Annotated in this window: 23 protein-coding genes; 11 read left to right on the forward strand and 12 right to left on the reverse strand. The window is 69.6% G+C overall.

The genetic code is table 11. The features are described from left to right. Positions 1–37 precede the first annotated feature (37 nt). Genes ACZ3KP_RS16550 through ACZ3KP_RS16590 form a run of 9 tightly spaced genes read left to right on the forward strand, consistent with a single transcriptional unit; the run spans position 38 to position 12,372 of the window. On the forward strand, positions 38–2,569 hold the full coding sequence (locus tag ACZ3KP_RS16550; protein ID WP_467500108.1) for a lantibiotic dehydratase: 2,532 nt from the start codon (positions 38–40) through the stop codon (positions 2,567–2,569). A gap of 48 nt (positions 2,570–2,617) precedes the next feature. Further along, the gene (locus ACZ3KP_RS16555) at positions 2,618–3,958 is read left to right on the forward strand and encodes a B12-binding domain-containing radical SAM protein (RefSeq protein WP_467500110.1); all 1,341 of its coding nucleotides are present in this window, start codon (positions 2,618–2,620) and stop codon (positions 3,956–3,958) included. 1 nt (position 3,959) lies between these two features. Next, a complete protein-coding gene (locus ACZ3KP_RS16560) occupies positions 3,960–5,054 on the forward strand; it encodes an arginase family protein (protein ID WP_467500112.1) in 1,095 nt (364 codons plus the stop codon). Continuing rightward, a complete protein-coding gene (locus tag ACZ3KP_RS16565) occupies positions 5,051–6,103 on the forward strand; it encodes a hypothetical protein (RefSeq protein WP_467500114.1) in 1,053 nt (350 codons plus the stop codon). The genes ACZ3KP_RS16560 and ACZ3KP_RS16565 overlap by 4 nt, the downstream gene beginning before the upstream one ends. Further along, positions 6,103–7,038 (forward strand): PHP domain-containing protein, encoded by a 936-nt coding sequence (locus tag ACZ3KP_RS16570; RefSeq protein ID WP_467500116.1) that lies wholly within the window; start codon positions 6,103–6,105, stop codon positions 7,036–7,038. The genes ACZ3KP_RS16565 and ACZ3KP_RS16570 overlap by 1 nt, the downstream gene beginning before the upstream one ends. Then, entirely contained in the window at positions 7,035–9,620 is a 2,586-nt protein-coding gene (locus ACZ3KP_RS16575; RefSeq protein ID WP_467500118.1) for a lantibiotic dehydratase, read from the forward strand. The genes ACZ3KP_RS16570 and ACZ3KP_RS16575 overlap by 4 nt, the downstream gene beginning before the upstream one ends. Then, positions 9,617–10,861: an MFS transporter gene (locus ACZ3KP_RS16580; RefSeq protein ID WP_467500120.1), complete on the forward strand. Its 1,245-nt coding sequence runs from the start codon at positions 9,617–9,619 to the stop codon at positions 10,859–10,861. The genes ACZ3KP_RS16575 and ACZ3KP_RS16580 overlap by 4 nt, the downstream gene beginning before the upstream one ends. Beyond that, positions 10,854–11,762, forward strand: a complete 909-nt coding sequence (locus ACZ3KP_RS16585; RefSeq protein ID WP_467500122.1) for a phosphotransferase family protein — start codon at positions 10,854–10,856, stop codon at positions 11,760–11,762. The genes ACZ3KP_RS16580 and ACZ3KP_RS16585 overlap by 8 nt, the downstream gene beginning before the upstream one ends. Positions 11,763–11,796: 34 nt before the next feature. After that, a complete protein-coding gene (locus tag ACZ3KP_RS16590; protein WP_467500124.1) occupies positions 11,797–12,372 on the forward strand; it encodes a cob(I)yrinic acid a,c-diamide adenosyltransferase in 576 nt (191 codons plus the stop codon). Positions 12,373–12,433: 61 nt separating this feature from the next. Here the strand turns inward: ACZ3KP_RS16590 and ACZ3KP_RS16595 are convergent, their stop codons facing one another. From ACZ3KP_RS16595 to ACZ3KP_RS16625, 7 genes are all read right to left on the reverse strand, one after another. Then, positions 12,434–14,437 carry a HelD family protein gene (locus tag ACZ3KP_RS16595; RefSeq protein WP_467500126.1) on the reverse strand — a complete coding sequence of 668 codons (2,004 nt, stop codon included), beginning with the start codon at positions 14,435–14,437 and terminating at the stop codon, positions 12,434–12,436. Between the two features lie 61 nt (positions 14,438–14,498). Continuing rightward, the gene (locus ACZ3KP_RS16600) at positions 14,499–15,119 is read right to left on the reverse strand and encodes a TetR/AcrR family transcriptional regulator (protein ID WP_467500128.1); all 621 of its coding nucleotides are present in this window, start codon (positions 15,117–15,119) and stop codon (positions 14,499–14,501) included. Positions 15,120–15,144: 25 nt separating this feature from the next. Next, positions 15,145–15,945, reverse strand: coding sequence for a hypothetical protein (locus ACZ3KP_RS16605; protein WP_467500130.1), 801 nt, complete (start codon positions 15,943–15,945; stop codon positions 15,145–15,147). 91 nt (positions 15,946–16,036) lie between these two features. Then, entirely contained in the window at positions 16,037–18,253 is a 2,217-nt protein-coding gene (locus ACZ3KP_RS16610; RefSeq protein WP_467500132.1) for a phosphotransferase family protein, read from the reverse strand. Positions 18,254–18,514: 261 nt separating this feature from the next. Further along, the gene (locus ACZ3KP_RS16615) at positions 18,515–19,387 is read right to left on the reverse strand and encodes a winged helix-turn-helix domain-containing protein (protein ID WP_467500134.1); all 873 of its coding nucleotides are present in this window, start codon (positions 19,385–19,387) and stop codon (positions 18,515–18,517) included. A gap of 82 nt (positions 19,388–19,469) precedes the next feature. Next, positions 19,470–20,183 (reverse strand): HAD family hydrolase, encoded by a 714-nt coding sequence (locus ACZ3KP_RS16620; protein ID WP_358974587.1) that lies wholly within the window; start codon positions 20,181–20,183, stop codon positions 19,470–19,472. A gap of 29 nt (positions 20,184–20,212) precedes the next feature. Further along, a complete protein-coding gene (locus ACZ3KP_RS16625; protein ID WP_467500136.1) occupies positions 20,213–21,085 on the reverse strand; it encodes a FadR/GntR family transcriptional regulator in 873 nt (290 codons plus the stop codon). A 142-nt stretch (positions 21,086–21,227) separates the two neighbouring features. On the opposite strand from ACZ3KP_RS16625, the gene ACZ3KP_RS16630 reads away from it, so the two are divergent. Continuing rightward, positions 21,228–21,419: a hypothetical protein gene (locus ACZ3KP_RS16630; protein ID WP_132892071.1), complete on the forward strand. Its 192-nt coding sequence runs from the start codon at positions 21,228–21,230 to the stop codon at positions 21,417–21,419. Between the two features lie 3 nt (positions 21,420–21,422). Here the strand turns inward: ACZ3KP_RS16630 and ACZ3KP_RS16635 are convergent, their stop codons facing one another. The 3 genes from ACZ3KP_RS16635 to ACZ3KP_RS16645 all read right to left on the reverse strand — a co-directional run bounded on the left by ACZ3KP_RS16635 (position 21,423) and on the right by ACZ3KP_RS16645 (position 24,660). Further along, positions 21,423–22,337 (reverse strand): winged helix-turn-helix domain-containing protein, encoded by a 915-nt coding sequence (locus ACZ3KP_RS16635; protein WP_467500139.1) that lies wholly within the window; start codon positions 22,335–22,337, stop codon positions 21,423–21,425. 355 nt (positions 22,338–22,692) lie between these two features. After that, on the reverse strand, positions 22,693–23,937 hold the full coding sequence (locus ACZ3KP_RS16640) for a GNAT family N-acetyltransferase (protein WP_467500141.1): 1,245 nt from the start codon (positions 23,935–23,937) through the stop codon (positions 22,693–22,695). A 129-nt stretch (positions 23,938–24,066) separates the two neighbouring features. Further along, positions 24,067–24,660, reverse strand: coding sequence for an RsiG family protein (locus ACZ3KP_RS16645; RefSeq protein ID WP_467500143.1), 594 nt, complete (start codon positions 24,658–24,660; stop codon positions 24,067–24,069). Positions 24,661–24,818: 158 nt separating this feature from the next. On the opposite strand from ACZ3KP_RS16645, the gene dtd reads away from it, so the two are divergent. Then, positions 24,819–25,244 carry a D-aminoacyl-tRNA deacylase gene (dtd, locus tag ACZ3KP_RS16650; RefSeq protein ID WP_358974618.1) on the forward strand — a complete coding sequence of 142 codons (426 nt, stop codon included), beginning with the start codon at positions 24,819–24,821 and terminating at the stop codon, positions 25,242–25,244. 21 nt (positions 25,245–25,265) lie between these two features. Here dtd and ygfZ read toward each other — a convergent pair whose 3' ends face one another. Next, positions 25,266–26,231: a CAF17-like 4Fe-4S cluster assembly/insertion protein YgfZ gene (ygfZ, locus tag ACZ3KP_RS16655; RefSeq protein WP_467500146.1), complete on the reverse strand. Its 966-nt coding sequence runs from the start codon at positions 26,229–26,231 to the stop codon at positions 25,266–25,268. Positions 26,232–26,241: 10 nt separating this feature from the next. Beyond that, positions 26,242–26,703: a Fur family transcriptional regulator gene (locus tag ACZ3KP_RS16660; RefSeq protein ID WP_467500148.1), complete on the reverse strand. Its 462-nt coding sequence runs from the start codon at positions 26,701–26,703 to the stop codon at positions 26,242–26,244. Positions 26,704–26,711: the final 8 nt, after the last annotated feature.

A 26,711-nucleotide genomic window follows, 5' to 3' on the forward strand; every position in this document is an offset into this window, starting at 1 on the left:
AGGACAGGACGACACACGGCTTCGGGGCGGTACCGCCTTGACCGACCACGCCATCGACCGCAACGAGTGGGCGCTCGCCCCGATCATGCTGCTGCGGCATGCCGGGTTCCCCTGCTCTCTCCTGCAGAACGTTGCCGATGCGTCGACTCCGAGAGCCGCAGACGCCGTACTCACCCGCTGTGATGAGGCGCTTCGGATCGGGCAGCAGTTAAAGGCGGTGCTGCGCGAGGAGCGCGTGGGAACGAAGGGAGACATCGCCTCCGGGGTGGGCATGTTACGTCCTTTCCCACCGCGGGATCTTGCCCGCCTGGAGACAGACCTCAGCCCGACATCCATGGAGCTGGTCAAGCGCTACCAGGACGCGGTTGTGGCCCTGGACAGCATGTGGGTGTCTTTCGAGAAGGATCATGCTGCCGCGCTGGCTCGCGGTCGGGAGACCGTCATACGCCTCTTTCGGGACCCCGCGCTCCAGCAGGTTCTGCTCCTGTCGAACGACGCACGCTTCGAGGAGTTCGTCGGATGGATCGACGGTGGCGGAGGAGGATCAGACGGGCATGTCAAGCGCATGACCGATCTGCTCGCCATGTATCTCCAGCGGGTCACGACGAAGAACGAGACGCATTCGCACTTCGGCCCTCTCGCGGTAGCCCGGGTCGCACCCGACACCACAGGGATCTCCTGGTCCACCGGTCCGCTGCGGCGCGCCGCCTTCCTCAGCCACTGGGCAGGCGAAGCGATCGCCGAAGCGTTCAGCGGCCGCCCTGAACTCTTCGAGACCGTACGTCCTCGGCGGCGCCCGCTCGCGTTCAGCCAGGATTCGCGGATCCGGCTGTACTCCTTCGAGACGCGGACGGGCATGCCGGACGACTGGCGCTTCGTCGAGGTGACGGCCGAAACGTTCGACAACGACCAGACGTGGCTGTGGGAACGATGCGACGGCGAGCGCACAGTGGCACAGCTCCGCGCTGCATGGATACGACGCGGCGACACCCCCTCCCCTCGCGCCTTCGACAAGGTGCTGCACGAACTGGTGAGCAGGGACTGGCTGATAGCACGCTGGGAAATTCCCGTCGGGGCCGCCGATCCTCTCCAGACGCTGACCGGACACCTGGAGGAAGGGTCAGCCGATCTCGCGGTGGTGCGGTGGTTCGCCGACACGCTGCGACAGTTTGCCGACGGCCCGGTCGAAGACCGGGCAGCTCTGCTGGGCCGCCTCAAGAAGACCTTCGAGGAGATCACCGGGACTGCGGCCAACCGTTCCCAGGGACTGCACTACTCCGACCGGAGCGTCCTCTATGAGGAGGCGTACAGCCCCGTCAGGAACATGGCCCTCGGCCAGGACGTCGAGAGCGTCATCAGCCGCGAGCTGTCCGTGGTCTACGACCTGACACTCATCGCCCCCCGGCTCCGTGTCCGCCGCGAGCAGGAAATCCTGCATGGCTGGATGAAGGAACGTTTCGGCCTGGGAAACCCCGTTGCTCTCCAGCACTTCTACGCCGGCTTCTTCGAGGACAAGCCGCAGCTCACCCGACAGTGCGAGGAGGTTGACCGGGACATCGCGACGCTCGACCACGAGATCACTGCCGTACTGCTGGCAGGGACCACGGGCGATCAGCACGAGACGGTCGTCGACCGGGGTCAGCTGGAGGATCTGCTCGCGCGCCATCCGGCCACTCCACCGGCGCTGTGCAATCCGGACGTCATGCTCGCCGCACGGGACGCCGACGCGCTCGACAACGGCGACTTCCTCGCCGTTGTCGGCGACTGCCATGCCGTCCGCGAGGCGCTCACCCACTCCAGCTTTGCCCCGATGATGCAGGCCGAGGCCCCGGACCTGCTCGACGAGGTCTACGCGCGGTACCAGAGCCTTCTCGACGAAGACGAGGTGCTGATCGACCTCTCTCGCGCGCATCCTGACAAAACCGCCGCCCAACTGACTTACCCCTGCCCGGACCTGGAGGTTCACGGGCTGTCCCCGAAGAGCCGGGACGCCGTGCTCCAGCCGCATCAGCTGTACGTCGTGGCGACCACCGAACGCCTGGAGCTCCGCGCTGAGGGAGTAGAGGGACGCCTGAAGCTGCTCGCCCCGCTGGCCGGCGGACCCAGCATCCGCCAGGACCCGTTGTCCCCGTTCGCCTTCCCCCGGCACTTCGGAGGCGTCGGAATACGCAGCATCGGCCACGACCATCTGCCGCGCATCCGCTGCGGCCGCGTCGTACTGCACCGGGAGCGCTGGCGCATACCCGCGAACGCCCTTCGGGGATGGAGCCCCGGGACGCGTCCGGCGAAGGGGGACGCGGCCGAGTTCGCCGCCGCTCGCAAGCTCCGCCGTGACCTGAGCCTGCCTCGCCACGGTTTCCTGAAGATCCCCGGCGAGCCGAAACCGGTGTACGTCGACTGGGAGTCCCCGCTCATCGTCAGGCAGATCTTCCGTCTTGCCCGGAGGTCGGATTCCCCCTTGGAATTCAGCGAAATGCTCCCGTCGCCGGAACAACTCTGGCTCGAGATCGACGGAGAACGCCATACGAGCGAACTGCGCTGTGCGGTCTTCTCCCGCGGGTCCAGCTGACCGCTCCACTTCGAGGATGCCCCATCATCATCGAGCAAAGGGACGACCATGCCCAAGAGCTGCATAGTCCAACTTCCTTTCCCCTCCAGTCATGACCCAGACCCCCACCTGTCGAGCTACTACGGCGACTACGACCGGAGATTCCGGGCGCTACTCCCCGAGTACTTCATCCCGTCCGACGGGTTATGGGAGATGCCGCTGTGGGTCGCCCATCTGACCGCCCTGCTGGACACAGCGGGCATCGACTCCGTCTTCCGTGACCTGTCGAGGACGTCGGCGGAACCGGACGCCTGCTCCGAGCCATTGCTGGAGGCGACAACCCCCGGCGATCTGGTCCTCATGTCACCTCTCGCCCAGAACTTCCGCCTCGCACTGGACGTGGCCAAACACTTGGAGCACGCCGGACGCCGTGTCGTCCTTGGCGGGAACATGGCCCCACTCGCCCCGGACGGTTCCGTCCACGCGGTACACCGCGGCCAGCTCGACGCCACGTTCGTGCGCAGACTCGTGGGCCTCGCCTCCGGGGCGGGCGGTGGCCTGGAGAAACCTCTTCTACCTGGGCTGGCGTCCGAGCGGATCACCTGGGCACCGGACTACCGCCATCTCGGCGGCTACGAGGGCCAGGTTCCTCTGCTGCGGCTCAACGCCAGCCACGGATGCCTGTACCAGTGCTCGTTCTGCGGCGATGCCTGGAGCAAGCAGCTCACCCTCGTCGAGAAGGACACCCTCAAGCAGGAAGTGGACGAACTCACCACCCGGTTCCCGGACACCCGGCTCTTCTACATCGGCGACAAGACATTCGGCCAGTCACGCGAAGCGGTTGCCAACTTGTTGGACGTCTTCCACGACCGGCCCGGATACCGGTTCATCGTGCAGACACACGTCATGCAGGTGAAGGACTGGATCGTTGACGCCATGCTGGAACTCGGCGTCGTCGCCGTGGAACTCGGCTTCGAGTCGGCCGACTCCCAGATGCTGAAACGGCTCAACAAACTCTCACGCGGCCTCGATGACTACACCACGAAAATCCACAAGTTGAGCGACGCCGGCCTGAAGGTCGTGCTCAACATGATGGGCGGCCTCGACGAGGAAACGGAAGCCGCGCACGGCCAGACCGTCGACTGGATGCGGCAGAACAGCTCGGCTCTGTGGCTCTTCAACCTCTACAACTTCGTTCCCTATCCACTCACCCCGGACTTCCCGAGGCTGCGTGAGCGCATATTCAACTGGGACTTCGCCGACTGGCGGGAGGACGTTCCCGTCGTCTACCGGCCGCAACACCTGTCTCCCGAGGCAAGCTGGGACCTGTTCCAGGAGAAGATCGCTGCTGCGCACGACATCATCCGCACCCCGATGACCATTCCCTCGTCCTCTGCGCAGGAGAAGTGACATGACCGAGCTCCCCGACTTCGAAGCACTGCAGAACAGCGTCAAGGCCGAGGACTTCGAGCAGGACCCGCTGCCGGGATGGGCCGGCGTCGCGACGCTCTTCGGTACCCCCACCACTCGCGCCGACCAGGTGGACGTGGGAGAGGACGGCTGGGTGGTGTCCGGCGTTCCTTTCGACGCCACCGCCAGCTCCCGGCCGGGAGCCGCGGAAGGGCCCCGGGCCATCCGCCAGGCAAGCCTGGTCTTCTCCAGCTATCTGACCAGTCTGGGCCAGTGGCGGATGCTGGACACCCGCACCGGCCAGGCCTTCCGCTACCGCGCCCCCCAGGTCGCGGACGCCGGCGACCTCCACATCTACCCCACGGACACCGTGCGGACGTTCCAGGCCGTCGCGGCGGAGAGCCGCCGGCTGAGCCAGTCCGCGCCGCGTCTGATCTTCCTCAACGGTGACCACTCGTGCACCTTCCCCACGTTCGCCGGTTTCCGTGCCGGGCGGCTCGACCGCGGAGCGGGCCGCGTGGGGTTCATCAACATCGACCACCACTTCGACTTCGGCAACTGGAGCACGCTGCACGGGCCTCTGTACCACGGCTCCAACTCCCGCAGGATCAGCGAGATCCCTCAGATGCGTCCGGAGGACATGGCCTTCGTGGGCGTCGGCGACGTGACCAAGTACGACCAGTACCGAGGTCTGATCGACAGTGGCTTCCACGTCGTGCCAGGCTCCCAGATCGTCAGAGACGGTGCCGCCGCCGCACTGCGCCCCCTCATCGACGAACTCGGCTCGCGATGCGACACGGTTTACGTCTCGCTCGACATCGACGTGCTCGACAGCGCCTCGGCGACCGGCACCGGCCATGTGACCATGGGCGGCATCAGCACCGGAGACCTCCTCGACGTCTACGAGGAGCTCCGCGCGCTTCCCGTCGGCGCTGTCGACATGGCGGAGGTCGCCCCCCGCTACGACCCGTCCGGCGGCACAGCGCAGATCGCGGCACGCCTGCTCTTCGAGTTCCTCTTCCGCACCGAGTGCGTTCCGTCCGAGCTCGGGCCCTGGTCCGCCAGCACCTCCGACGAACCCCTGGAGCACCAGTGAAATTCACCCCCACCGAGGCTCGGTTCGACTGCACCGGTCTCGTCTCCGGGCCTCAGGACCGGCGCGAGCAGGCACTGGACGACTTGGCCACCGCGTCCGTCGACGTCATCCACCGGGTCGGCTTCGCGGTGTTCCGTATCGGCCGCCTGAGGCTGGGCGTCGAGGAGAGCCGTCGGCTGTCGACAGCCCTGGCCGAACGGATCCGCGCCGCGCTGATCGCCCGTGGCGCCCCCGCGGAGATGCGGCTGGAGATCGACCGGCCACAGCAGACGTACGTACCCGAGGGCTTCTCCACCCGGACCCTGCTGCCCCACCACGACGGACAGCACTGCTCCTATCTGACGCCCAGTCTCCAGGACGCGCCCGACTGGGATCCCGCCTGGCGGGAGTTCGGCAGCTCCGGCTACACCACTACTCCCGCGCACAAGATGTACCAGGGCATCTTTCTCCCCGACGTGGGAGAAGGACTGAGCGTCACAACGTACTACGACTGGCTCGGCGTCATCGACGACGTGCTCGACCGGCGTGACGTCGAAGCCGGAGACGACCGGCCGGCCACTGCGGCACGCTGGATCGGTGGCAACCTGCGCCGGGGGCTCGAGCGTCAGCCGGAGCACGGCTGCGCCTATCCGTCGTTCGGAGCCATGCTCGGTCTGGAGGAGCCCCTTTGGCATGGCCTGTCCTTCCATCACAGCGAGGCCGTGCTGACGAAGGAGGAACGGGTTCGCTACCCCGCCGCCGTGCCGCTGGCCCAGCGCTGTGCCTGCGGCGAGTGTGAGGGCGAGGCGGCACGTCTCTTCTGCCACCAGGTACTCATGGCCACCGGTCTGACCTGGGCGCAGTTCCGACGCCGCTGGGAAGTACTCGCACCGGGTGAGCACTGCGACCTGTTGTTCGGCCATAACCTCACCATGCTCCACGGCGGCCTGGCCGGCGGTCCAGGACGGATCATCGAGCCACTGTGCCTGGTCATGGACACCCCGTCCGGCCCCGAGTACGAGCGATGGCTGGCCGCGTCCTGGCGGCGTTCGCTGCCCGGAGCGCATTGATGCGGGGGGCGTCCGCCACTCTCGCCACCCCGGTCGACCTGCACCTGCACACTCGGCACTCCGACGGGGACGAGGCTCCGGCAGAGCTGGCACGGCGCTGTGTCGACGCCGGGCTGCGCGTGGCCGCCGTGACTGACCACAACACCGTGGCCGGCATCGCCGCGTTCGAGCAGGCCGTCGGCGGACGCCTCACCGTGATACCCGCTTGCGAGGTCACCGCCACCTGGCGTGGCGAGGAGACCCACTGCCTGGCCTACTTCGTCGACCCCCATGACCCGCGGTTCCAGGAACGGATCGGTGGTGTCCACGACGCCGAACTGGTGTGGTGGCGCACCTGGACCGACCGCGCGCAGGCCATAGGAGTGCCGCTCACCTGGGACGATGTGGTGCGACAACTCGGCGGCCACCGTGTGGCCTATGTGGGCGACTATCTCGCCCTGCTGCTGGAGGCGGCGCACGGTGACCCGAGGTTCGCCGACTACACGACAGAGGAGTACGGCCGACTCGTGGCCGACTGGTGTCGTCCCGGTCGGCCGCTCCATGTGGAGCATCCGGAGAAGCCCGAGGTGGTCGACGTCCTGTCATGGATCGAGGAGGCGGGTGGTGTCGCCGTCCTCGCACACCCCAGCACGTTCGTGACAGGCCTGGACGGTTCCGAGTGCGTGGAACTGCTGGAGCCACTGCGGGAAGCCGGACTGGCGGGGCTCGAAGTGTGGACGAGCTGGCACACGCCGGCTGACAGCGCCCACCTCGCCGATGTGTGCGACATGCTCGGCCTCGTCGCGACCGCCGGGTCCGACTACCACGGGGTGCGGGTCAAGCCCTGGGCGCCGCGGCCTGGCCTGCTGCCCGCTCTCCCCGCGGATCCCCTGGCCGTCATCGACGCGCTGCACGACCGTCGTCCCGTCCGCACGAGTACCGAGGCAGGGCTGTGACCAGCGTCAACGACTCCCAGACCACCACGAATCCCGTCCCGGGCGGGGCGTGGAGGCTTGTACCGATCGTCGTGCTCCGGCAGGCCGGCTTTCCGATGGAGGCGCTCACCCCCCTTGTGGACACCGCCTCCGTCGATGAGGCCCACGCTCTCCTGGAGAGCAGGAGCAGGCTGACTTCGCTGTCGCGGGAACTCAAGCCGGTGCTGCGGCAGCACCCGGTCCCCGGGTGCCCGCAGTCGGCGTCGCGCGTGGGCCAGCTACGACCGCTGCCCGGCCGTGAACTGCGGCGTGCCACCGCGGCGCTGCCCGACGAGGCGGCGCGCACCCTGCACGCCTACCAGGGGTCCGCGGAGGAGTTCGCCAGGGAACAGATGGCCTTTACCGCCCGGCACCGAACCCGCCTGGACCGGGCGAGAACCGCCGTGGCTGAGGCGTTCCGCGACGAGCGCCTGCGGCACGTGCTACTGCTGTCGAACGACGCTGCGTATCCGGAGTTCGCCGCATGGCTCGACACCTTCCAGGGGGACATGGGTCGGCACACCCGAAGAATGACCGACCTGCTCACGATGTACCTCCAGCGGGTGACGACGAAGAACGAGACCCACTCCCACTTCGGACCGTTCACCGTGGGCCGGGTCGGGGACGTGCCGGGCATCGCATGGGCCTCGGAGGGGGAGATGGAGCGCCGGACGCTCTTCAGCCACTGGGCGGCGGAGAAGCTCGCCCAGAGCGCCGCGGCGGTCCCCGGCCTGTTTGACTTCGTACGTCCTCGCAGGCGCCCGCTGTCCTTCCTGCGCGACGGCCGGATCGACCTTTACGCGTTCACCACCCGGGACGGGCTGGACACCGACTGGAACTTCCAGCACCTCGGAGGCAGGGAGGTGGCAGCGCACGAGGCGTGGCTGTGGCAGCGTTGCGACGGGGAACGAACGCTTCGCGACCTGCGCTCGGAGTGGGACACCGAGTTCGGTTCCCGCACCCCCGTCCCCTTCGACCAGGTGCTGAAGGAGCTGGTCGCGCGTGAATGGGTGGTGGCCGAGTTCGAGATCCCCGTTGGCGACCATGAGCCCCTGGCAGCCCTGCGCCGACAGCTGCTCTCCGCTCCACCGGAACAGGCCGCACCGATACTCTCGGCTATCGGTCACTTCGAGGAGGACCTGGCCTGCTTCGCGAAGCTGTCCCTCGCCGAGCGCCCGGCCGCACTGACCGCGACCAAAGCCAGGTTCGAGAAGCTGACGGGAACCGGCGCAAACCGCAACAGCGGCCTGCACTACGCCGACCGGAGCATCCTGTTCGAGGAGGCCCACGGCGAGCTGGCCGGCCTGACCATCGGCCCGGACATCGCCCGCTTCATCACGGACGAACTGTCGATCGTGTACGAGACCGTGCTCGCGCGTCCACGGCTGCGCATGCGGCGTGAGCTCGCCATCCTCACGCGATGGGTGGCGGAGCGCTTCGGCGCCGGTGTCGAGGTCCCCCTGGACCGCCTCTACTCGGAGTTCTTCCGGGACCGGCACGCCATCGAGGAGGAGTGCGCCGCCGTTGAGGCCGAGCTGGCGGCGCTCGACCGTTTGATCACCGACGCCCTGCTGGGGGAGGGGGGTGCGGACCGGCCGGAGGTCGTCGTGGAAAGGGACCGGATGGAGGCGATCCTCGCTGCCCATCCCCGTACGCCTGCGGCAGTCGTTGATCCGGACGTGCTGTTCGCTGCCACAAGCCGTCAGGACCTGCGCGAGGGCCGGTTCACCGCGGTGATCGGAGACTGCCACGCCGTCCGGGAGGTCATCACTCACACCAGCTTCGGCCCCTTGATCCAGGAACGCGCCCCGGAGCTGCTGCCAGAGGTCTACGAGGGCTACCTGTCCCTGCTCGACGACGGTGAGGTCCTCGCCAACCTGTCACGGGGCCACCCGGACAAGTCGTCGACGCAGCTCGTCTACCCCTGCTACGACCTGGAGGTCTACGGCCGTTCCGGGCAGTCGCGCGACCGGGTGGTGCAGCCCTCCCAGCTGTACGTCGTGCTCCGTGACGGACGGCTGGAGCTGCGCGCCCACGGTGTCGCGGGAAGGCTACGACTCATGGCACCCCCGGCCGGCGGACCGAGCATCCGCCAGGACCCGCTCTCCCCGTTCGCTTTCCCACGTCACTTCGGCGGGGCGGGACTGGACGCCCCCGCACTGGAGCACATCCCCCGTATCCGCTGCGGCCGTGTCGTCCTGCAACGCGAGACCTGGCGGGTCCCCGCCGCCCGCCTGCGTGGTGCGGCCGCCTTTGACGGCCTCGTGGGACCGACGGGCGGGGAGGAAGCCGCGGAGTTCGTCGCGGCCTGCCGATTGCGCTCCGAGCTCGGCCTGCCCCGGCACGTCTTCGTCAAGGTTCCTGGTGAGCCGAAGCCGATCTACGTCGACTGGCAGGCTCCGCTCCTGGTACGGCAGTTGTGCCGACTGGCCGCGCGGAAGGACGGCACACTGGAGATCTCCGAAATGTTGCCCACGCCCGACCAACGCTGGCTGAGCGTGCACGGACATCGCTACACCAGCGAGCTGCGGTGTGCCGTGTTCTCACCGGAGAGCCCGAGGTGAGCGCACACACCACCGTTCGCTTCAGTTCCGGCTATCACCGGGTGATCGGTGCCGCGAGCGCGTCGGCGGTCGGCGACGGCATGCGTTTCGCCGCCCTTCCGTTGCTGTCCGCCGCGCTGCTGCACGACGCGTTCCAGGTGTCCGCGGTCACCGCGGCCACGACGGTGCCCTGGCTGCTGTTCGGCCTGCCGGCAGGGGCGTATGCCGACCGGTTCGAGCGCGGTCGCCTGATGGTCATCGCCGACCTGCTGCGCGCCCTGACGCTGATCGTCACCGTGGTGCTGCTTACGTGCGGCTGGCTGACGTTGTGGCCCCTGATGACCGCGGCGTTCATGCTGGGGGTCGGGGAGGTACTGTTCGACTGCGCGTCCTTCGCGCTGCTGCCGGGCATCGTGCCCAAAGAGAAGCTGGAGGCGGCGAACGGCCGACTCTTCGCGGTCCAGACCGTGAGCCGCGATCTGCTGGGACATGTGCTCGGCGGCGTGCTCTTCGTGGTGGGCAGGGCGATTCCGCTCCTGCTCGACGCACTCTCCTTCCTGATGTCTGCAGCGCTGCTGACCGGCGTTCGCGGGCCGCGGCCCGAGCGGTCCACGGTCAGGCCTCGGCTCCTGACCGAGATCCGCGAGGGCCTGGTCCACGTGCTCCGTGACCCTCTGCTTCGCGCCCTGACTCTCTCCGCGGGCGTCATCAACGCCGTATACCTCGGACAGATCGCCGTCTTCGTCATCCTGGTGCGCGACGTGCTGGAGCTTCCGGACGCCGCATACGGGGCATTGCTGGCCGCCGGAGCTGCCGGGGGCGTAGTCGGCAGTGTGGCGGCGAGCCGTATGACCGGAGCGATAGGCCGGGTCCCCACCCTGATCGGAAACCTGGCCCTCATGGGGGTCGGAGGTCTGGCAGTAGCAGCAACCGACAGCGTGTACGTGGTCACCATCGGATACTGCGCCGCCGGGTTCGGCCTCATGGTCTGGAACGTCGTGGCTGTCTCCCTGCGGCAGGAACTCATCCCGGACCGCTTCCTCGGCCGGGCAACCGGCGTATACCGGTTGTTCGCCTGGGGAACGATGCCCCTCGGTGCGCTGATCTTCGGCTGGCTGAGCACGTCGGCGGGACCGCAGACGGCCTTCGCGGTCGGCGGCGCGGTCACACTGGTGATGTGCCCGCCCATCGCTTTCACCCTGCTGAAGGACAGCAGAATCACCGATGACCGCAAGACCCCCGAAGGTGCACATGATGAGTGAGCGATTCACCGAGTTGGACAGTCTGGCCGAACGGTGGGGCTTGAGCAGCCTGGAACTGGTCGGCAAGGGACTGGAATTCTCCGTCTACCGGGCGCAAGGGCGCAACGGGCAGCCCGTAGCGGTACGTCTCGCGCACCGGCGATTCGACTCGAACGCCAATGACCCCCACGTGGACACCCGGGCACTGCTCCTTCAGGAGTACGAGATCGCGAGGCATCTGGCCACCCATGGTCTGCCGGTCGCCGAGGCCAAGGAGCTCGTCCTGGCGGACGAGCCGGCATCCCCTGACGTCCTGCTGTCCGCATACGTCCCCGACGACGGGTCGGATCTTGACTCCTTCGCGCTCGGGCAGCTCCTCGCACGACTTCATCAGGTGCCGCCGCCACGACTGAAGCTCGTCGCGTCGGAGAGTGTGCCCACGGCGAGCGCGATCACCGCACGCATCGGGCGCCGTTGGGCCGAGATCGGCCGCCTTGTCGACGACTGGCCCGAACCGCCGGACGCGTCCCTCATCGCCGAACAACTCGCCGGCCTCACTGAGGACAGCCTCCTCCACCTCGACGTCCGCAGCGACAACATCCGGCGCAGGCAGGGGCAGGCTGTCGCTCTGCTGGACTGGTCGAACGCCCTGCTCGGATCCCCCTCGCTGGAGTTCGGGCGCCTGGTCGAGTACGCCCGGTATCCCGAGAACGAGCTCGACATGGCAGCGATCCGCAGCGGATACACGAGGACGGCAACGGTGCCGCCCGACAGCGATCCGTGCTTGTCCGTGTGCCGACTGGACGCCGCACTGATGCTGGCTCTCGTCTTCCTTTCCGAGGCTCCCGACCCTGGCCGCGGACCGGCGGCAGCCGACCACGCACGAGAACTCGCGCTCAGGGTGGTCGCACGTCACGCGTAACCGTTCATTTCACTTCGAACCTCTTGGAGAAGCCATGGTGAACCTCACCCGTATCTACACGAAGACGGGAGACGACGGCACGACCGCCCTTGGTGACATGAGCAGAACGAGCAAGCTGGACAAGAGGCTTGCGGCCTACGCCGACGTGGACGAGGCGAACTCCGCGATCGGCGTGGCCATCGCGGCAGGGGACCTCTCCGACGAGATCACCACTCTTCTGGTGCGGATCCAGAACGACTTGTTCGACGTAGGCGCGGACCTCTGTACGCCTCTGTCGGAACCCGGGGGCGACACGGCCTCGCTCCGTGTGGAGGACTCGTACATAGAGTTTCTGGAAGAGCAGTGCGACCGGTTCAACGAGGGTCTCGAAAAATTGCGCAGCTTCATTCTGCCTGGTGGAACGCCTGGTGCCGCTTTCCTCCATCAGGCCCGAACCGTGGCGCGCCGTGCCGAGCGCGCGACCTGGGCCGCTCTGGAAGACCACGGGGAAACCATGAACAGCAACACGGTGAAGTATCTGAACCGGCTCTCCGACCTGCTCTTCATTCTCGCCCGGCAGGCCAACATCGCCCGAGGGGACGTCCTGTGGCAGCCGGGCGTCAACCGCTAGGGGTGGAAGAGCTTGTCGGGACTTCCCGCTCGTCAGCCGTACGGCTGAACGTACCGCCGTTTCAGAAGGGCAGCGGTCTCGCGTGGACCACGTCCAGGCGGGAGACCGCGCGGGTCAGGACCACGTAGAGCCGGTGCGGTCCCCGCTCCTCCCCCTCCGCCACCGCCGCCGGTTCCACGGCCACCACGTGGTCGTACTCCAGGCCCTTGGCCAGACCCGCCGGGACGACGGTCACCCTGGCGCCGGGGTCGGCCGGGTCCGCCGGGGTGATGCCCGCCGACGTCAGGGCCTCGCGCACGGCGGCCGCCTCCGCGTCCGCCGCGATCACGCCGACCGAACCCTCCCGGGTCAGGGCGTCCCGTACCGCGGTCACCGTCGTCGCGAGCACGTCGTCCGTGGGGCGCAGGGTCAGCTCCCCGTCCGTGCGGAACGACCTGGCCTCCGGGACGTCCGTGCCGAGCCGCCGCAGCAGCCGGTTCGTGAGCCCCACGACCGCCGCCGGGACGCGGAAGCCCGTGGTGAGCGGGACCACCCTCGCCTCCGGCTTGCCCAGGTGGTGCAGCACGGTGTCCCAGCTCCGCGCCGCCCAGGGGGTCGTGGCCTGGGCCAGGTCGCCGAGGACGGTGAGGGAGCCGAAGGCGGCCCGGCGGGCGATCGCCCGGCACTCCATGGGAGACAGGTCCTGGGCCTCGTCGACGACGATGTGGCCGTACCCCTCGGGGTGTGCCACGAGTCCGGCGACCTCGTCGAGGAGGACCAGGTCGGCGGCCGACCAGCGGGCGGACCGGTACGAGCGCGGCGGCCCGGGCCGGTGGAGGTGCCGCTGTTCGGCGGGGGTGAACACGCCGTCGGCGGCGCGGGCCAGCACCGCCGGGTCCGAGAGGAGCCCGGCCACCACCTCCTCCGGCCGGACCTTCGGCCAGACGGTGTCGAGGTAGGCGCTCATGGCCCGGGAGCGCTCCAGACGCCGGGTCCAGGTGGGCGGCTGCGGTCCCGCCCGGCGTTCGGCCAGCAGCTGTACTTCCCGCATCGCGCGCCCCCTGACCCGCTCGCGGCCGACGGCGTACGGCGGTTCCTCGTCCCGTACCCCCTCGACGATCCGGGCCAGCGTCTCGGCGGCCACCCGCCAGGTGTAGGTGCCGTCCGAGAGCGACAGCGGGGCGATGCCCGCGGTGGAGACGTGCGCGTACACGGCGCGGCGCAGGACCTCGGCCATCCGGGGGTCGTGCTTGAGCGCGGCGGTGCGGTCGGGGTCGGTGGCGGTGGCCGGGTGGCGGGCGATCTCCTCGCCGAGGGTGGTCTGGCGCACTCCGGTCTCGCCGAGGGCGGGCAGCACCTCGGAGATGTAGGAGAGGAAGGTCCGGTTCGGGCCGAGGATGAGCAGGCCGGAGCGGCGGACGCGCTGGGGGTGGGTGTAGAGGAGGTAGGCGGCCCGGTGCAGGCCGACGGCGGTCTTGCCGGTGCCCGGGGCGCCCTGGACGCAGACGGAGTCGGCGAGGTCGGCGCGGACCAGGTCGTCCTGGTCGGGCTGGATGGTGGCGGCGATGTCGCGCATGGGGCCGACGCGGGGGCGTTCGATCTCCCGGGTGAGGAGGGTGCCGGTGCCCGACTCGCCCTTGCCGAGGTGTTCGTCCTCCATCCCGGTGAGGTCGGCGGAGTCGCCGCGGCTGCCGGGGGCCCAGCCGAACCGGCGCCGTACCGCGACGCCCTGCGGGTCGTCGGGGCCGGCCTGGTAGAAGGCGCGGGAGACGGGGGCGCGCCAGTCGACGACAAGGGGCGGCGCGGTCGGTTCCTCGCTGATCCGCAGCCGGCCGATGCGGTAGCTCTGCCCGGCGTGCTCGCCCGCCTCGAAGTCGAGCTTGCCGAAGAACAGCGGGCCCTCGGGCAGTTCGCGCATCTCCTTGGCGCGGCTGCGCAGCCGGTACCCGAGCACCTCGGCGTCGGCGCCGGACGCGGAGACGTCCTCGCCGGTGACGACGTGCTCGGCGGCGCCCTCGACCATCCGGGCGAGGGCGGCTCGGCAGGTGTCGTGGTAGGCGCGTTCACGGTCGAGTTCCTCCTGCATGGGGACAGCGTAGACGAGGAAACGTAACCGGGTTAAATTTTTTACCGAGACTCAGCAGGGCTCAGTCGTCGACGGCCAGCACCCGTTCCAGCCGCGCGAACGCCCGCTCCGCCGCCCGTACCGCGTCCTCCCGTACGTCCTCCACCCGCTCCCCCGCCACGATCCGCCGCCAGTTGTCCTGCGCGAGGATCCGCTGTACGGCGATGATCTGGCCGGCGGCCAGCCGGGCGTCCAGGGTGCCGCCGAGGGCCTCGGCGAGCGCCGCCTCGGAACGCTCCAGGTAGGCGTGCTGGCGGGCGACGAGGGTGGCGGTGCTGTTGAGGAGGGTGTGGAAGGCGAGCACCTGGGGGTGGTCGTTGAGGCCGGTGACCGGGTCGTTGTGGGCGAGACCGGACAGGAAGCGGTCGCGCAGGACGCCGACCGGGGACCGGGCGCCGGCCCGGGAGGCCTCCGCGACCAGCCGGGCGGCCTCCGTCTCGTGGTCGGCGATCCGGTGCAGGACCAGGTCCTCCTTGGCGGGGAAGTACCGGAACAGGGTCGGTTTGGAGATCCCGGCGGCGGCGGCCACCTCGGCGACCGACACGGCATCGAACCCCTTCGCCAGGAACAGCCGTACGGCGACGTCCGACACGTCCTCGTACATCCGCCGCTTCTTCAGCTCCCGCAGGCCCATCTCACCCATGGGGCGAGCCTACGCAGGGAGCACGTCATGCCGCGGTCCCCTGGCGCCAGGGCGGCCGCTTGGCGAGCAGCCACAGGTCGTCGAAGTGCTGGGTCCAGGTCGCCACGGCCGCCCCCGCGGCACCGTCGCGGGACCACACGTTCAGATCCGTGCGACAGCCCTTGGGGTCGTAGTACTCGTCGCCTCTGTCGTGCAGCCGCATCCGCACCGACAGGTCGTACAGACCGTGCAGCACCTGCTGCCGGTTGAAGATGCAGATCTTGTCGCGCGGGATGCCGGGGTAGAGGCGGTACTCACACTCGGCGCGCACCCGGCCGTCGGCCGTGAGCCGTGCCGCGAGCTGGGAGAGTATGCCGTCGTACTCGGAACACTGCCGCTCCAGGCGCTTGCGGAAGTCGGGGTCGTCCACAGGCGCGTCGAGATCTCCCACCGTGGATGGAACCGTCATCGGCTGTCCGAAGTCCGGGACGAGAATGCGGACGAGTACCCTGCGGGTGGTTCCGGGGCGGCGGGAGAGGTCCTCCAGACAGGCCTGCAGGGAGTGGTAGAGCGTCTCGCCCGTGTAGCCGAGGAAACTGATCTCGACCCTCCGGGCCTCGAAGGCCTCGGTGACGAAGTTCCCCAGCTGGCTGGAGTTCACCGGCGCCCGGGCCGGGGAACGGACCGACGACGTCAGCTCTTTCACCTGGTCGTAGAGGACGTGACCGACGAGGCTCAGCAGGGCGCCGCCGAGGTAGGCCTTGCCTTCCAGCGCGTCACCGACGGGCTTCACGAACTGGGCCGTGAGGCCCGTGGCGAAGATGCCGAGCAGCAGGACCCGGGTCACCAGCGACTCGACCCGTTCCTGAAAGCGTCTCAGCCGTGAACCCCCACCCCCGCGGCAAACCGGTATTCGGTGCACTCATGTTCCCCCTTGGTCAGAGGGCGAGCAAGATGTGGTTCGCCGTCGCCCGGCCGGGCAGGCCCAGGGATCCCTTGGCCGCCGCCAGCGTCATGGCGTACGAGTCCAGGGCCCGCCGGACGTTGGGAGCGTCGACGCTCGCTCCGGTGACCAGCCGGTCGAGATCGACGTAGGCCGAGCGGACGATCTCGATCCAGCGGTACACCCGCCAGTCCTGTTGCCAGGCGTGGGTGAACTCGGGCTCCAGCCTGCGCACCCAGCGGCGGAACATCCGGTCGCGGATCTCCGGCCGGGTCGGGGTCAGGTGCATGTGCCGCACCAGGTCGTACAGCGGGTCGCCGACCAGGGCCATCTCCCAGTCGATGAGGGTCAGTACGAGCTCGTCGTCGCGGCGCACCAGGTTCCAGGGGTTGAGGTCGCCGTGCAGCAGGGCCGGGGCCCGGCGGCTGACGCGGTGCCGGGTGAGGATCTGCCGCAGCCGTCCGGCGTCGGGGAGGCCCACGATGCGGGCGAGTTGCTGGGACTCCTTGGGGAGCCCGGCGACCAGGGCGACGAGTTGTTCGCTCAGCCAGTGGTAGAAGTCGGGTTCGCCGGAGGCGGGGTCGAGCTGGGTGTGGTCGACCCCGGTGAGCGCCGCCAGCTGGTCGACGAGCCCGTCGGCCTCCTGCGGCCGGAGCCCGTGCACCGGGTGGTCGGGTTTGCGCCCGGTGTCGCCACCCGGGGCCTCATAGGTGTGAATGGCGAAGCGGTCCCGCGAGTAGGCGGGGTGGTGACGGGAGTGGCTCTCCCCCAGCGCCAGGACCCGGGGGGCGGCCACAGCGGCTCCGGAGCGCTCGATCGCCCGCAGCACCGCATGCTCACTGAGGTAGCTGCGCTCACGACGACACGCGTGCGGCACCTTACGGCGGATCACCACGGGGAAGTCGATGCCCGGCACCCGGATCACCGAGTTGAGGTGTGCGGTGCCCTTGAACACATGGCGGGCCGGTGCGGTTGCCTCCAGCGACAGTGCCGCGCTCACCGCCGAGTGCGGGAAGTCCGGGTGTTCGGGCACCCGCCGGTCCTGCCGCCATTCCATGACCTCGCCGATCCGGCCGCGCTGCGCGGCTCCCCTGGCCGTCGCGGAGACCGCCCAGCGGAACAGGACGTGCTCGATCTCCCGTTCGCCGGGCACCGTGCGCAGCCGCAGCGGTTCGGCGGCGGCCTGCAGGGCGCGGCCGATGGACGCCGTCGCCGACCGGAGGTTCTGTTCGTCGAAGGACCCCTCCAGGGATTTCGCGGCCCGCATCACGTCCGGGTAGACGGACTGGGCCCGCTCGAAGTCCACGTAGTGGCCAAGGTCCTTGGTCACCCCGTGCGTGGCGGCCGGCCGTACCGCGCGCACGGCCGCCGCCCAGGCGTCGACGACCTCGTCCCACTGCTGTGCCGGGTAGTCCATCCTGACCAGATGGACTGCCAGGTCGTGCAGCGGATCACCGAAAGTGGCCAGCTCCCAGTCCACGCAGGTGAGCGGCGGGCCGCCGTCCGGCGAGACGACGAGGTTGTCGCGGTGCAGGTCCCCGTGGAGGAGGCCGTACGGGCGCCGGGCCATCCACGGCACGCGCTCGGCGAAGCGGAGCAGGGCGTCCTCGGGGATGCCGAGGGCGGCGAACAGCCAGCCGTACGCGGCAGCGTTGGCCTGCCGGATCTGCAGGTCCGCCGTCCTGGCCAGCGTCCGCAGGAAGCTCTGGCTGTCCGTGTGGTTCCGCGGCCACGTCGGCGGAAGCGGCGGCAGTGCCGTACCGCGCACCTGGGTCATCCTGGCGAAGAGCTGCGCCGTCTCCCTCAGCAGGAGTGCGTCGACCGGTTTGCCGTTCTCGCAGACGCTGGAGAGCGGGACTCCTTCCACATAGCTGTGGATGGTGAAGCGATTCCCCTCGAAGAGGCACTCGGGCACGTGGGGCAGCACGCCTGTGATCGCCCGCAGGATCCGCGCCTCGTCGTCCCACGTCCGGATCACCACGGGGAGGGCGTCGGTCCTGCGCACCCGGACGGTCACGGCGGTACCGGGTGGCCGGCCCAACAGCCGGGCCATCGGCTCGGTGAGCGGCAGCACGTAGTTCTGGTGGTGGTGGCCGCCGCTCGCCAGGCCCCACTGCGCGGCATGGCCCAGGAACGCCTCGTACTCCTCGTCGGGCAGAGGCCTGCCGAGTGCTCCCCCGGCGACGCCGGCGGGGACAGACGGTGCACCCACTGGTCGCTCCGGGGGTGGTACGCGCGCGTTGGTCGCGGGGATCGGGCAGGGAAACGGTATTGCCAGGTGACGCACGACACGACTGGAGGGGCGACGGAGTGACCCTGTCGAGTGAAGGGTCGCTCGTATGTACGGTCACCCGTTGGCGCGGTCGTCCGAGACTGGCTCTTTGGGCCATCCCCTCATACGCACGCAACCGAGCGGTTGCTCAGGCGGTTCCGCACTCTAGCGCAGCGGAGCCCCTTCCGGATCACGCTGCCGCTACGGCTGGAAGGCGAGCAGGTTCCAGACGGACTCGAACCATCGGGTCGCGTTGTCCACGAAGGCCGAGCCGGCCGAGTCCGGGTCCGCGTCCCGGACGTGGTGGGTGAGGGTCGCCCCGAGACCCAGCACGTCCACGGCCTCCGCCTCGGCGCCGTCCTCCAGGATCACCGTACGCAGGATCGGCTCGTAGAAGCCGTGCAGGACCTCGTCGTGGTTGATGACGTAGAGCTTGAACGTCGGGGCGAGTTCGGTGTGCCGGATCTGCAGGTCGACCGACGGCACCAGGTTCTCGGTACGGAGCTGCTCCAGAACCGTGCGCAGGGATTCGGTGTGCGCCCGGGTGATGGCGTGCAGCCGCCGCGGCAGGCGTGGATCGTCCCGGTCGCTCTTGTTCCGGGGGTACGGCATGGCCGGCGTGTCGGCCGGAAGGATCACGCGCAGGGTGATCCGCGCGGGTGCGATGATGCGGGCCCGGATCCGCTCGGCCTGGACGCGGATGTGGACGTCCAGGCTCTCCGAGGTCAACGTCGCGATGTCCAGGGCGACTTCCTCGCGCTCGAAGGCCTCGCCGATGAGCGGTCCCAGGGTGATCGGGTGGCGGGAGCGGGTGGCCCGGGGCGCGGAGGACCGGATGTGCCGGCGCCGTACGACCCGGGACCCCTTGCCCTGCCGGGACTCGATCCAGCCCTCGGTGCGCAGGACGCGCAGCGCCCGCTGCACGGTGTCGCGGGAGACCCGGAACTCCGTCGCGAGCGACTCCTGCGACGGGAGGTAGGAGTGCAGCGGGTAGGCGCCCTCGGAGAGCCGGAGCCGGAGCTCCTCCGAGACCCGCTGAACCGCACCCCTGCCGTCGTTCGCCCGCTTCGTCACCCCGCCGTACGTACCTCCGGGCGGGCCTTCGCAAACAATCGCCGGTCAACTGTCCTGCCCTGCTGCCGGGTTGCGCCGACGCCTACGGTCGCACCATCGCCAGCAAGGGTTTCAGGGAACCGACGACGTGGGTCGCGCCCGCCTCGGTCAGGAGCTTGGCCTTCCGTTCGTTACGCGCGTAGCCGAGGAACGGGACCCCGGCGCCGCGTGCCGCCTCCAGGTCCGTGGGCGAGTCGCCGATCATCAGGGCCGCGTCGGGGGCGGCGCCCATCGCGCTGAGGGCGCGGTTGAGGCAGTGCGGGTCGGGTTTGAGGCGGTGCAGGTCCTGGGTGCGGCCGTAGATGTGCGGGGCGAAGCAGGCGGTGAGGGCGCGGTCGTCGAGGTAGGCCCGGACCACCCGGGGTGAGTTGTTGGTGGTCACCGCCATCCGCGCGCCCAGCGCTCGCCACGTCTGTATCAGGACGTCCGCGTACTTCGTGGGCATCGCCGTCGACGTGGCCCGCAGTTCCTCCTTCGTGAGCCGCTCCTCCAGCTCGGTCACCAGGTCACTGCCGGGATGCCGGCGGTCCACGGCGCGCAGCACGAGGTGCGGGTCGAGGGAGTCGCGCTCGGTGTCCGTGACCAGGCCGCGCAGTCCTCGGCTCGCCAGCCACGCCACCAGGCCGTCGGCGACCCGTTCCGCCGAGTGGCCCGCGAACAGGCGGCAGATCGGCCCGTCGAAGTCCCACAGGACGACGCGAGCGCTTCTGATCAGTTCCGTGAGTTCTTCGGTCGCGTTCTCGTTGTTGGCCGTCACCGGTTCAGTCTGCGTCGTATCAGAAGTCACTAGGAGAGTGTCAGGTCCGTGGTGATGGTTTCCCAGAGGGCGTCGAACCACAACTGCGATTGGTCCACGAACGCGGCGTCGCGATGGCCGGACCGTCTCTCGAAGGAGAAGAGCAGGGACTCGGAGCCCACGGCGTCGTACATGTCGAGCATGCCGGCCTCCGTCTGCTCCTCGCGGCGGGTGACCATGTAGTAGGCGAAGAGGGCCTCGGTCCCGTTGAGCAGGTAGAGCTTGACCGGAGGGGTGAACGGCAGGGCCCGGAAGGTGACGTGCACGTCGATCTTGTGGGTGGAGCGCAGGCCCTGGAGGTTGTACTGGAGGACCTGGCCCTGGGCGTTGCGCATGCCGAGCCAGCGGTTGTGGACGGTGTCGCCGTCGCCCTCGACCGCCGCGGTCGGGAAGGCCAGCTGGATGTCCCGGCTGGGCAGCAGCACGCGGACGTCGATGCGCTCGGGGCGGATCCGGCCCTCGTGGATCATCCGCAGCGGCTCGGCCAGCGCGGGCAGCAGGCTCTGGGCGGTGAGGCAGGCCGCGTCGATGCGGACGTGCGGAGCGGCGAACGCCTCGGTGACGCGGGGCCCGAGGCCCACCATCGTCGGCTGGGGCTCGTCGAGCGCCGGGGACGGCGGCTCGGCGATGCGCGGCGGGCTGCCCTTGCTGACGTTGGTCAGCAGGCCGTCGTCCTGGAGCACCCGCACGGCCTGGCGCACGGCACCGCGCTCCACGCCGAACTCCTCGGCCAGCTCCGCCTGGGTGGGCAGGCGGTCACCCACCTTGAGGTCGCCCGTGCGGATGCGTTCCCGCAGGGTCCGGGCGATCTCCTGAGGTGTGCTGCCGGTGCTCACTGCCACGTTCTCCTGGGTCACGACCAAACGCTACAACTTTGATCCATCTATGGGGAGTTGTTTGAAGATTGGTTATAAGTTACAGCCAACTGGGGACAACACAGTCAGAGTTGGTTACCAACTTGGCCGAGTTGGTGGAAGCTTGCTTCCCGACGATGGGGGAACCGACATGCCCGCCGCCCTCGCTCTTCTCTCAGCCGTCTTCGTTCTCGGTTTCGAACAGTTCGTCCAGTCGACGTACGGTGCCACTGGCATTATCGGTCTGCTGCTGCTCACCGTGGGGATCAGGGCCAAGAGCCCGGCGTTCAGCTCCGCCGGCGCGGTCCTGCTCGCCCTGGTGCTCACGGGCCCCGCCCTGTAGGCGTCAGCCCGACAGCTCCAGATCCGAACTGATCGTCTGCCACAGGGCGTTGAACCAGAGCACGGACTGGTCGACGAACGTGGTGTCCCGCAGGCCCGTGCCCCGCTCGAAGGCGAACAGCATCGAGCGGGTGCCCACGGCGTCGTACGTCTCCAGATGCTCGTGGCCGATCTCCCGTTCGTGGCGCCCCAGCGTGTAGTAGGCGAACAGCGCCTCGTCCCCGTTGAGCAGGTACAGCTTGACCGGAGGGGTGAAGGGCAGCGCCCGGAAGGTGACGTGCACGTCGATGCCGTGGGTCGCGCGCAGGGCCAGCAGGTTGTGCCGCAGCACCTGGCCCTGCGCGTTGCGCTGGGCCAGCCAGCGGTTGTGCACCGCGTCCTCCGCCGAGGCGTCCACCGCCGTCGGGAACGCGAGGTCGATGCTCCGGCTCGGCAGCAGCACCCGGACGTCGATCTTGGCCGGTTCCAGTAGCCCCGCGTGGATGAAGCGCAACGGCTCGCCGAGGGCGAGGTTGAGGGAGACCGAGGTCAGGCAGAGCGCGTCGATCCGCACGTGCCGGGCCGCGAAGGCCGCCTCTATCCGGGGCGTGAGGCCGACCATGGTGGGCAACGGCGGCGCCTCCGGCCCCAGGGGAACCTCCACCGTGCCGGTGTCCCTGGCCACGGTCGCCGGGCTGCCCTTCGTCACGTTCGTGAGCAGGTGCTCCGACTGGAGGATGCGCAGGGCCTGCCGGACGGCCCCGCGCTCGACCCCGAACTCGTCGGCCAGCTTGGCCTGCGTGGGCATGCGCTCACCCGGCCGCAGCACCCCGGACCTGATCCGGGTGCGCAGCGCGTCGGCCACCTCGCGGTGTGACGCAAGAGGCCGCTGCGACCTCTTCCGCCCATTGGCGGAGGCGTGTTCGGGGTCCACAGACAAACGTTACAACTTCCCGCCATCTTTAGGCAGTTCACGGAAAGGTGGTTATGAGTCGCTTCCAAGCGGAGATAAGTACAGTTGAGTTGGTCACCAACTCGTACAACATGGTCCTACTTCCTCGGCGGTTGGCCGACCGGGTTCCCTTCCGGAGGGGAGCCGGGAGCCCGGTCACTCAGGACGGCCGACGAGGCGCACGACCAGCACAGCCACAACTGAACACCGACAACCGAACACCGCAGGACCCGCACAGCCACAACTTCACAGCTCGCTACGGATGAGCCGCACAGTCACAACCGAAGACAGACACAACCGAACAAGGTGATTCAGGCACCCGTCGTCGGCAGAAAGGGGACGACTAGAAGATGTCCGGGCACCACGGCCGCCCGGACGTGCGCAGCAGGGCGTCGGCCTCCCGGGCGGCGCCCACTCGCTGTTCCTGGACCCGGCCGAGGGCGTGCAGCCGCGACACGGTCTGGTCACCGAGCCAGACGCTCGCCAGGTCGGCGACGTCGAGGGTGAGGTCCGGGGTGTCGGTGGTCGGGGCGCAGGACGCGCCTTCGGGGGAGGCGTCCAGCCGGTACCGGCCGCCGGCCAGCCCCTGCCGGTCCGCCACCGCCAGGACCAGCGACCCCGCCGTGTCGTACGTCCGTGCCTCCAGGGCCCGTACGACGTCCAGGATCCGCACCCACAGCCAGTCCGCCTGGTCGGTGATCCGCGCGGCGCGCGGGTCGGGAAGGTGGTGCGGCAGCAGGTCGTCCGGTGACCGCCGGCCGCTCGTCACCGAGGTGATCCAGTCGATCGAGCACAGGTAGTGCCACAGCGCGCGCTCCGCCGCCGGGGTCGCACCGAGCAGCCAGTCGACCTCCGCGGTGTTGTACGGCTGCTTGTGCTGCCAGTGGTCGTCCGACCGGTACGACACCATGCCCTCGACCTCGCCGGCCGGAGACCGGTACACCGCGTAGAACGGCTCGGTCCAGTCCTCGTCGAAGCGGACGGCCCCGGTGTTCACCTGCCACCACAGGTCGCTGCGGCTGACCGCGCCCGGGGTGGCTCGGTGGACCCGTTCGTGCAGTTCCGGGCCGAGCTTGCGGACGTCCTCGCCGTCGACGAGGTCGATCCGGCCGCCGCCCTCGGGGCGCGACCAGCGCGGGTCCAGGCCGCTGCGCGGGACGTCGATCTTCCACTCGGTCAGGGTGGTCGCCGGACCGAAGCCGTAGCGGCCGTAGATCGGGTACTCCGCGGCGATCAGCGTGGCGACGACGTCGCCGCGGTCCTTCGCCGCGGCGAGGTCCTGGCTCATCATGCGGGTGAGCAGGCCACGCCGGCGGTGGGTGGGGCTGACCGTGACGTTCGAGACGGCGTCGGCGGGGACCGGGGCTCCGCCGACCGCCGTGAGCTCCTGCGCGAAGGAGCGGAACGTGGCCACGCAGCGGGGGCCGTCGAAGGCGCCGAGGAGTCTGCCGGGTACGAACTGCCTGCGGCGGGCCTCGAGCTGGGCTTCCGTGAGGGTGGGCGGGTGCAGGAAGCCGGTCTTCAGTGCGCGGTGCCAGTCGGCGAGCTCGGGTTCGGTTATGGGGCGGACTTCGACGGGGTCGGTCATGCGTTCACGGTAGGTGTTCGACAGGGGGGTGCCGAGTGATTTTCGGGTGCGGCCGCGTGGGGGTTTGTCGCGCCCACGCGGCGGAGCCGCGTCGATACAGCCCCGCGCCCCTGGAGGGATGCCCTCGCCTCACGTCAGCAGGTCGTCGACCTGGGCTTCGCCCTCGCGGTATCTGCGGGTGATCTCGGCGCTCGAACCGTCCGCCGTGCGCTGCAGGTGCTGCCGCCGCCTCGACACCTCCTGTTCGTAGCGGATCAGGCGGCCCATCGCCGTGGTCAGCTCCAGGTCCGTGCGGGCCTGGAGGTCGGAGAGTTCGACCTCGGCCAGCATCTCGGCGGCGAGGCGGCCGTACTCCTCGTTGTGCGGGGTGCCCAGGGTGACGTGGCGGGCCGACTGGCGGTGGCGGGCCGGGGCGTCCGTGAGGATCTCCGGGAGGCGGTCCACCACCGAGGCCGCGCCGGCCGGGGAGCGGCGGGCCAGTTCCGCGCGCAGGATGTCGATACGGCCCTGGAGCAGCCGCCGTACGTAGCTCAGGTCCGCCTCGTCGCGCTGAGCGTCCCGGCGCAGGACGCGCAGCTCGGGCAGGCTCAGGCGGGTCAGGTCGTGCTCCGGCGGCTCCGGGGGCAGCGGGATGCCCTGGCCGCGCTGTGCGGGCGGCCTGGGCAGGCTCGGCGCGCTCTGCGCGCCCTGCACCTTCAGTCGCCCGGTACTCGGTGTGCTCATACGCCTCTACCGTCCCCTCGACCGGTGTGTGGAAGCATGGTGCCACCCCAAGTGGCCGCTATGTGAATGAGTGCCCCCGAACGGCCGTAGATGGGGCCTTAAGGATCAATAATGGACCCGCTGTGGGGGCCGGGTGGACGCCGGGCATGATGGTGGGCATGCGAGCGGTGGTTCAGCGGGTGGACGGTGCCAGTGTCGTCGTGGACGGCGAGACGGTGGGCGCGATCGAGGGCGAGGGGCTGTGCGTGCTGGTGGGGGTGACCCACGAGGACACGAAGGAGAAGGCGGCCCAACTCGCCCGGAAACTCTGGTCCGTTCGGATGCTGGCGGACGAGAAGTCGTGCAGTGACGTCGACGCGCCGCTGCTCGTGATCAGCCAGTTCACGCTGTACGGGGACGCGCGCAAGGGGCGGCGGCCGACCTGGAACGCGGCGGCGCCCGGCGAGGTCGCCGAGCCGCTCGTGGAGGAGGTCGTCGCGCAGCTGCGTGCACTCGGGGCGACCGTGGCGACCGGCCGGTTCGGAGCGCAGATGCGGGTGTCGCTGACGAACGACGGGCCGTTCACCGTCCTGCTGGAGATGTGAGCCCGCCGCTCCCCGGTCGTCCTACGGCTCGACGATCACTTCCTGTGCCGCCGCCGTCTGCCCGGCGACCAGCCGGGCGTCGGCGGGGACGTTGCGCTTGACCAACGCCAGGGCCACCGGGCCGAGTTCGAAGTGGCGTACGGACGTCGTCACGAAGCCGATCTTCCGGCCGTCCTCGCCTTCGTCGGCGACGCGGATCTCGGTGCCGGGCGGCGGCAGGTGCACCTCGCTGCCGTCGAGGTGCAGGAAGACCAGGCGGCGCGGCGGCTTGCCGAGGTTCTGCACCCGGGCGACCGTCTCCTGGCCCCGGTAGCAGCCCTTCTGCAGGTGCACGGCGGTACCGATCCAGCCCAGCTCGTGCGGGATGGTGCGGTGGTCGGTCTCGAAGCCGAGCCGGGGCCGGTGGTGCTCGACGCGCAGCGCCTCGTGGGCGAGGAGCCCGGCGGGCGGGCCGGCCTTGGCGGCGAAGGACTCCAGCTCCGCCCGGGGCAGGAAGAGGTCGCGGCCGTACGCCGTCTCGCGGACGACCACGCCGTCCGGGACCTCCGTGATGGAACCGGCCGGGAGGTGGACGACCGCGAAGTCGGCGGTGCGGTCGGCGACCTCGACCCGGTAGAAGAACTTCATCGACTCCAGGTAGGCGATCAGCGCCTCCTGGGTGCCGGGCTCGACGTGGGCCCAGACCGTGGTGCCGTCGTCGACCAGGTACAGCGCGTGCTCGATGTGGCCGTGCGCGGAGAGGATCAGGGCCTCGGTGGCCTCGCCGGTGGGCAGCTCGCTGACGTGCTGGGTGAGCAGCAGGTGCAGCCAGCTCAGCCGGTCCTCACCGGTGACCGCGACGACGCCCCGGTGGGAGAGGTCGACGAAACCGGCGCCGTCGGCGAGGGCGCGCTGCTCGCGGAACAGGTCGCCGTAGTGGGCGGCGACGCCTTCGTCCACGCCCTCGGCGGGCACCGCACCGGGCAGGGACAGCAGGGGGCTCTTCATACGACTAAGCCTACGACTCGGTAATTGAAGTGCGGACGGTCGCGGTCCCGGCCGGCCGCTGCACGCAGTCCTTGCAGCGCCCGAAGATCGCGAAGTGCTTCATGTCCGTCTCGAAGCCGAACTCCCGCCGCAGCTTGGCGGTGAACTCGGCGGCCACGGCCACGTCCGCCTCGATCACGTTCTCGCAGTCGCGGCAGACCAGGTGGATGTGGTGGTGCCGGTCGGCGAGGTGGTACGTCGGCGCCCCGTGCCCGAGGTGGGCATGGCTGACCAGCCCCAGCTCCTCCAGGAGCTCCAGGGTCCGGTAGACCGTGGAGATGTTGACCCCCGACGCGGTCTTCCGCACCTCGCCGAGGATGTCGTCGGGGGTCGCGTGCTCAAGGGTGTCCACGGCTTCGAGCACGAGTTGCCGCTGCGGCGTCAGCCGGTAGCCGCGCTGCCTTAGGTCGCTCTTCCAGTCGGTGCTCACCACACCGAAAG

This window comes from Streptomyces sp. NPDC020958, from assembly GCF_055562175.1.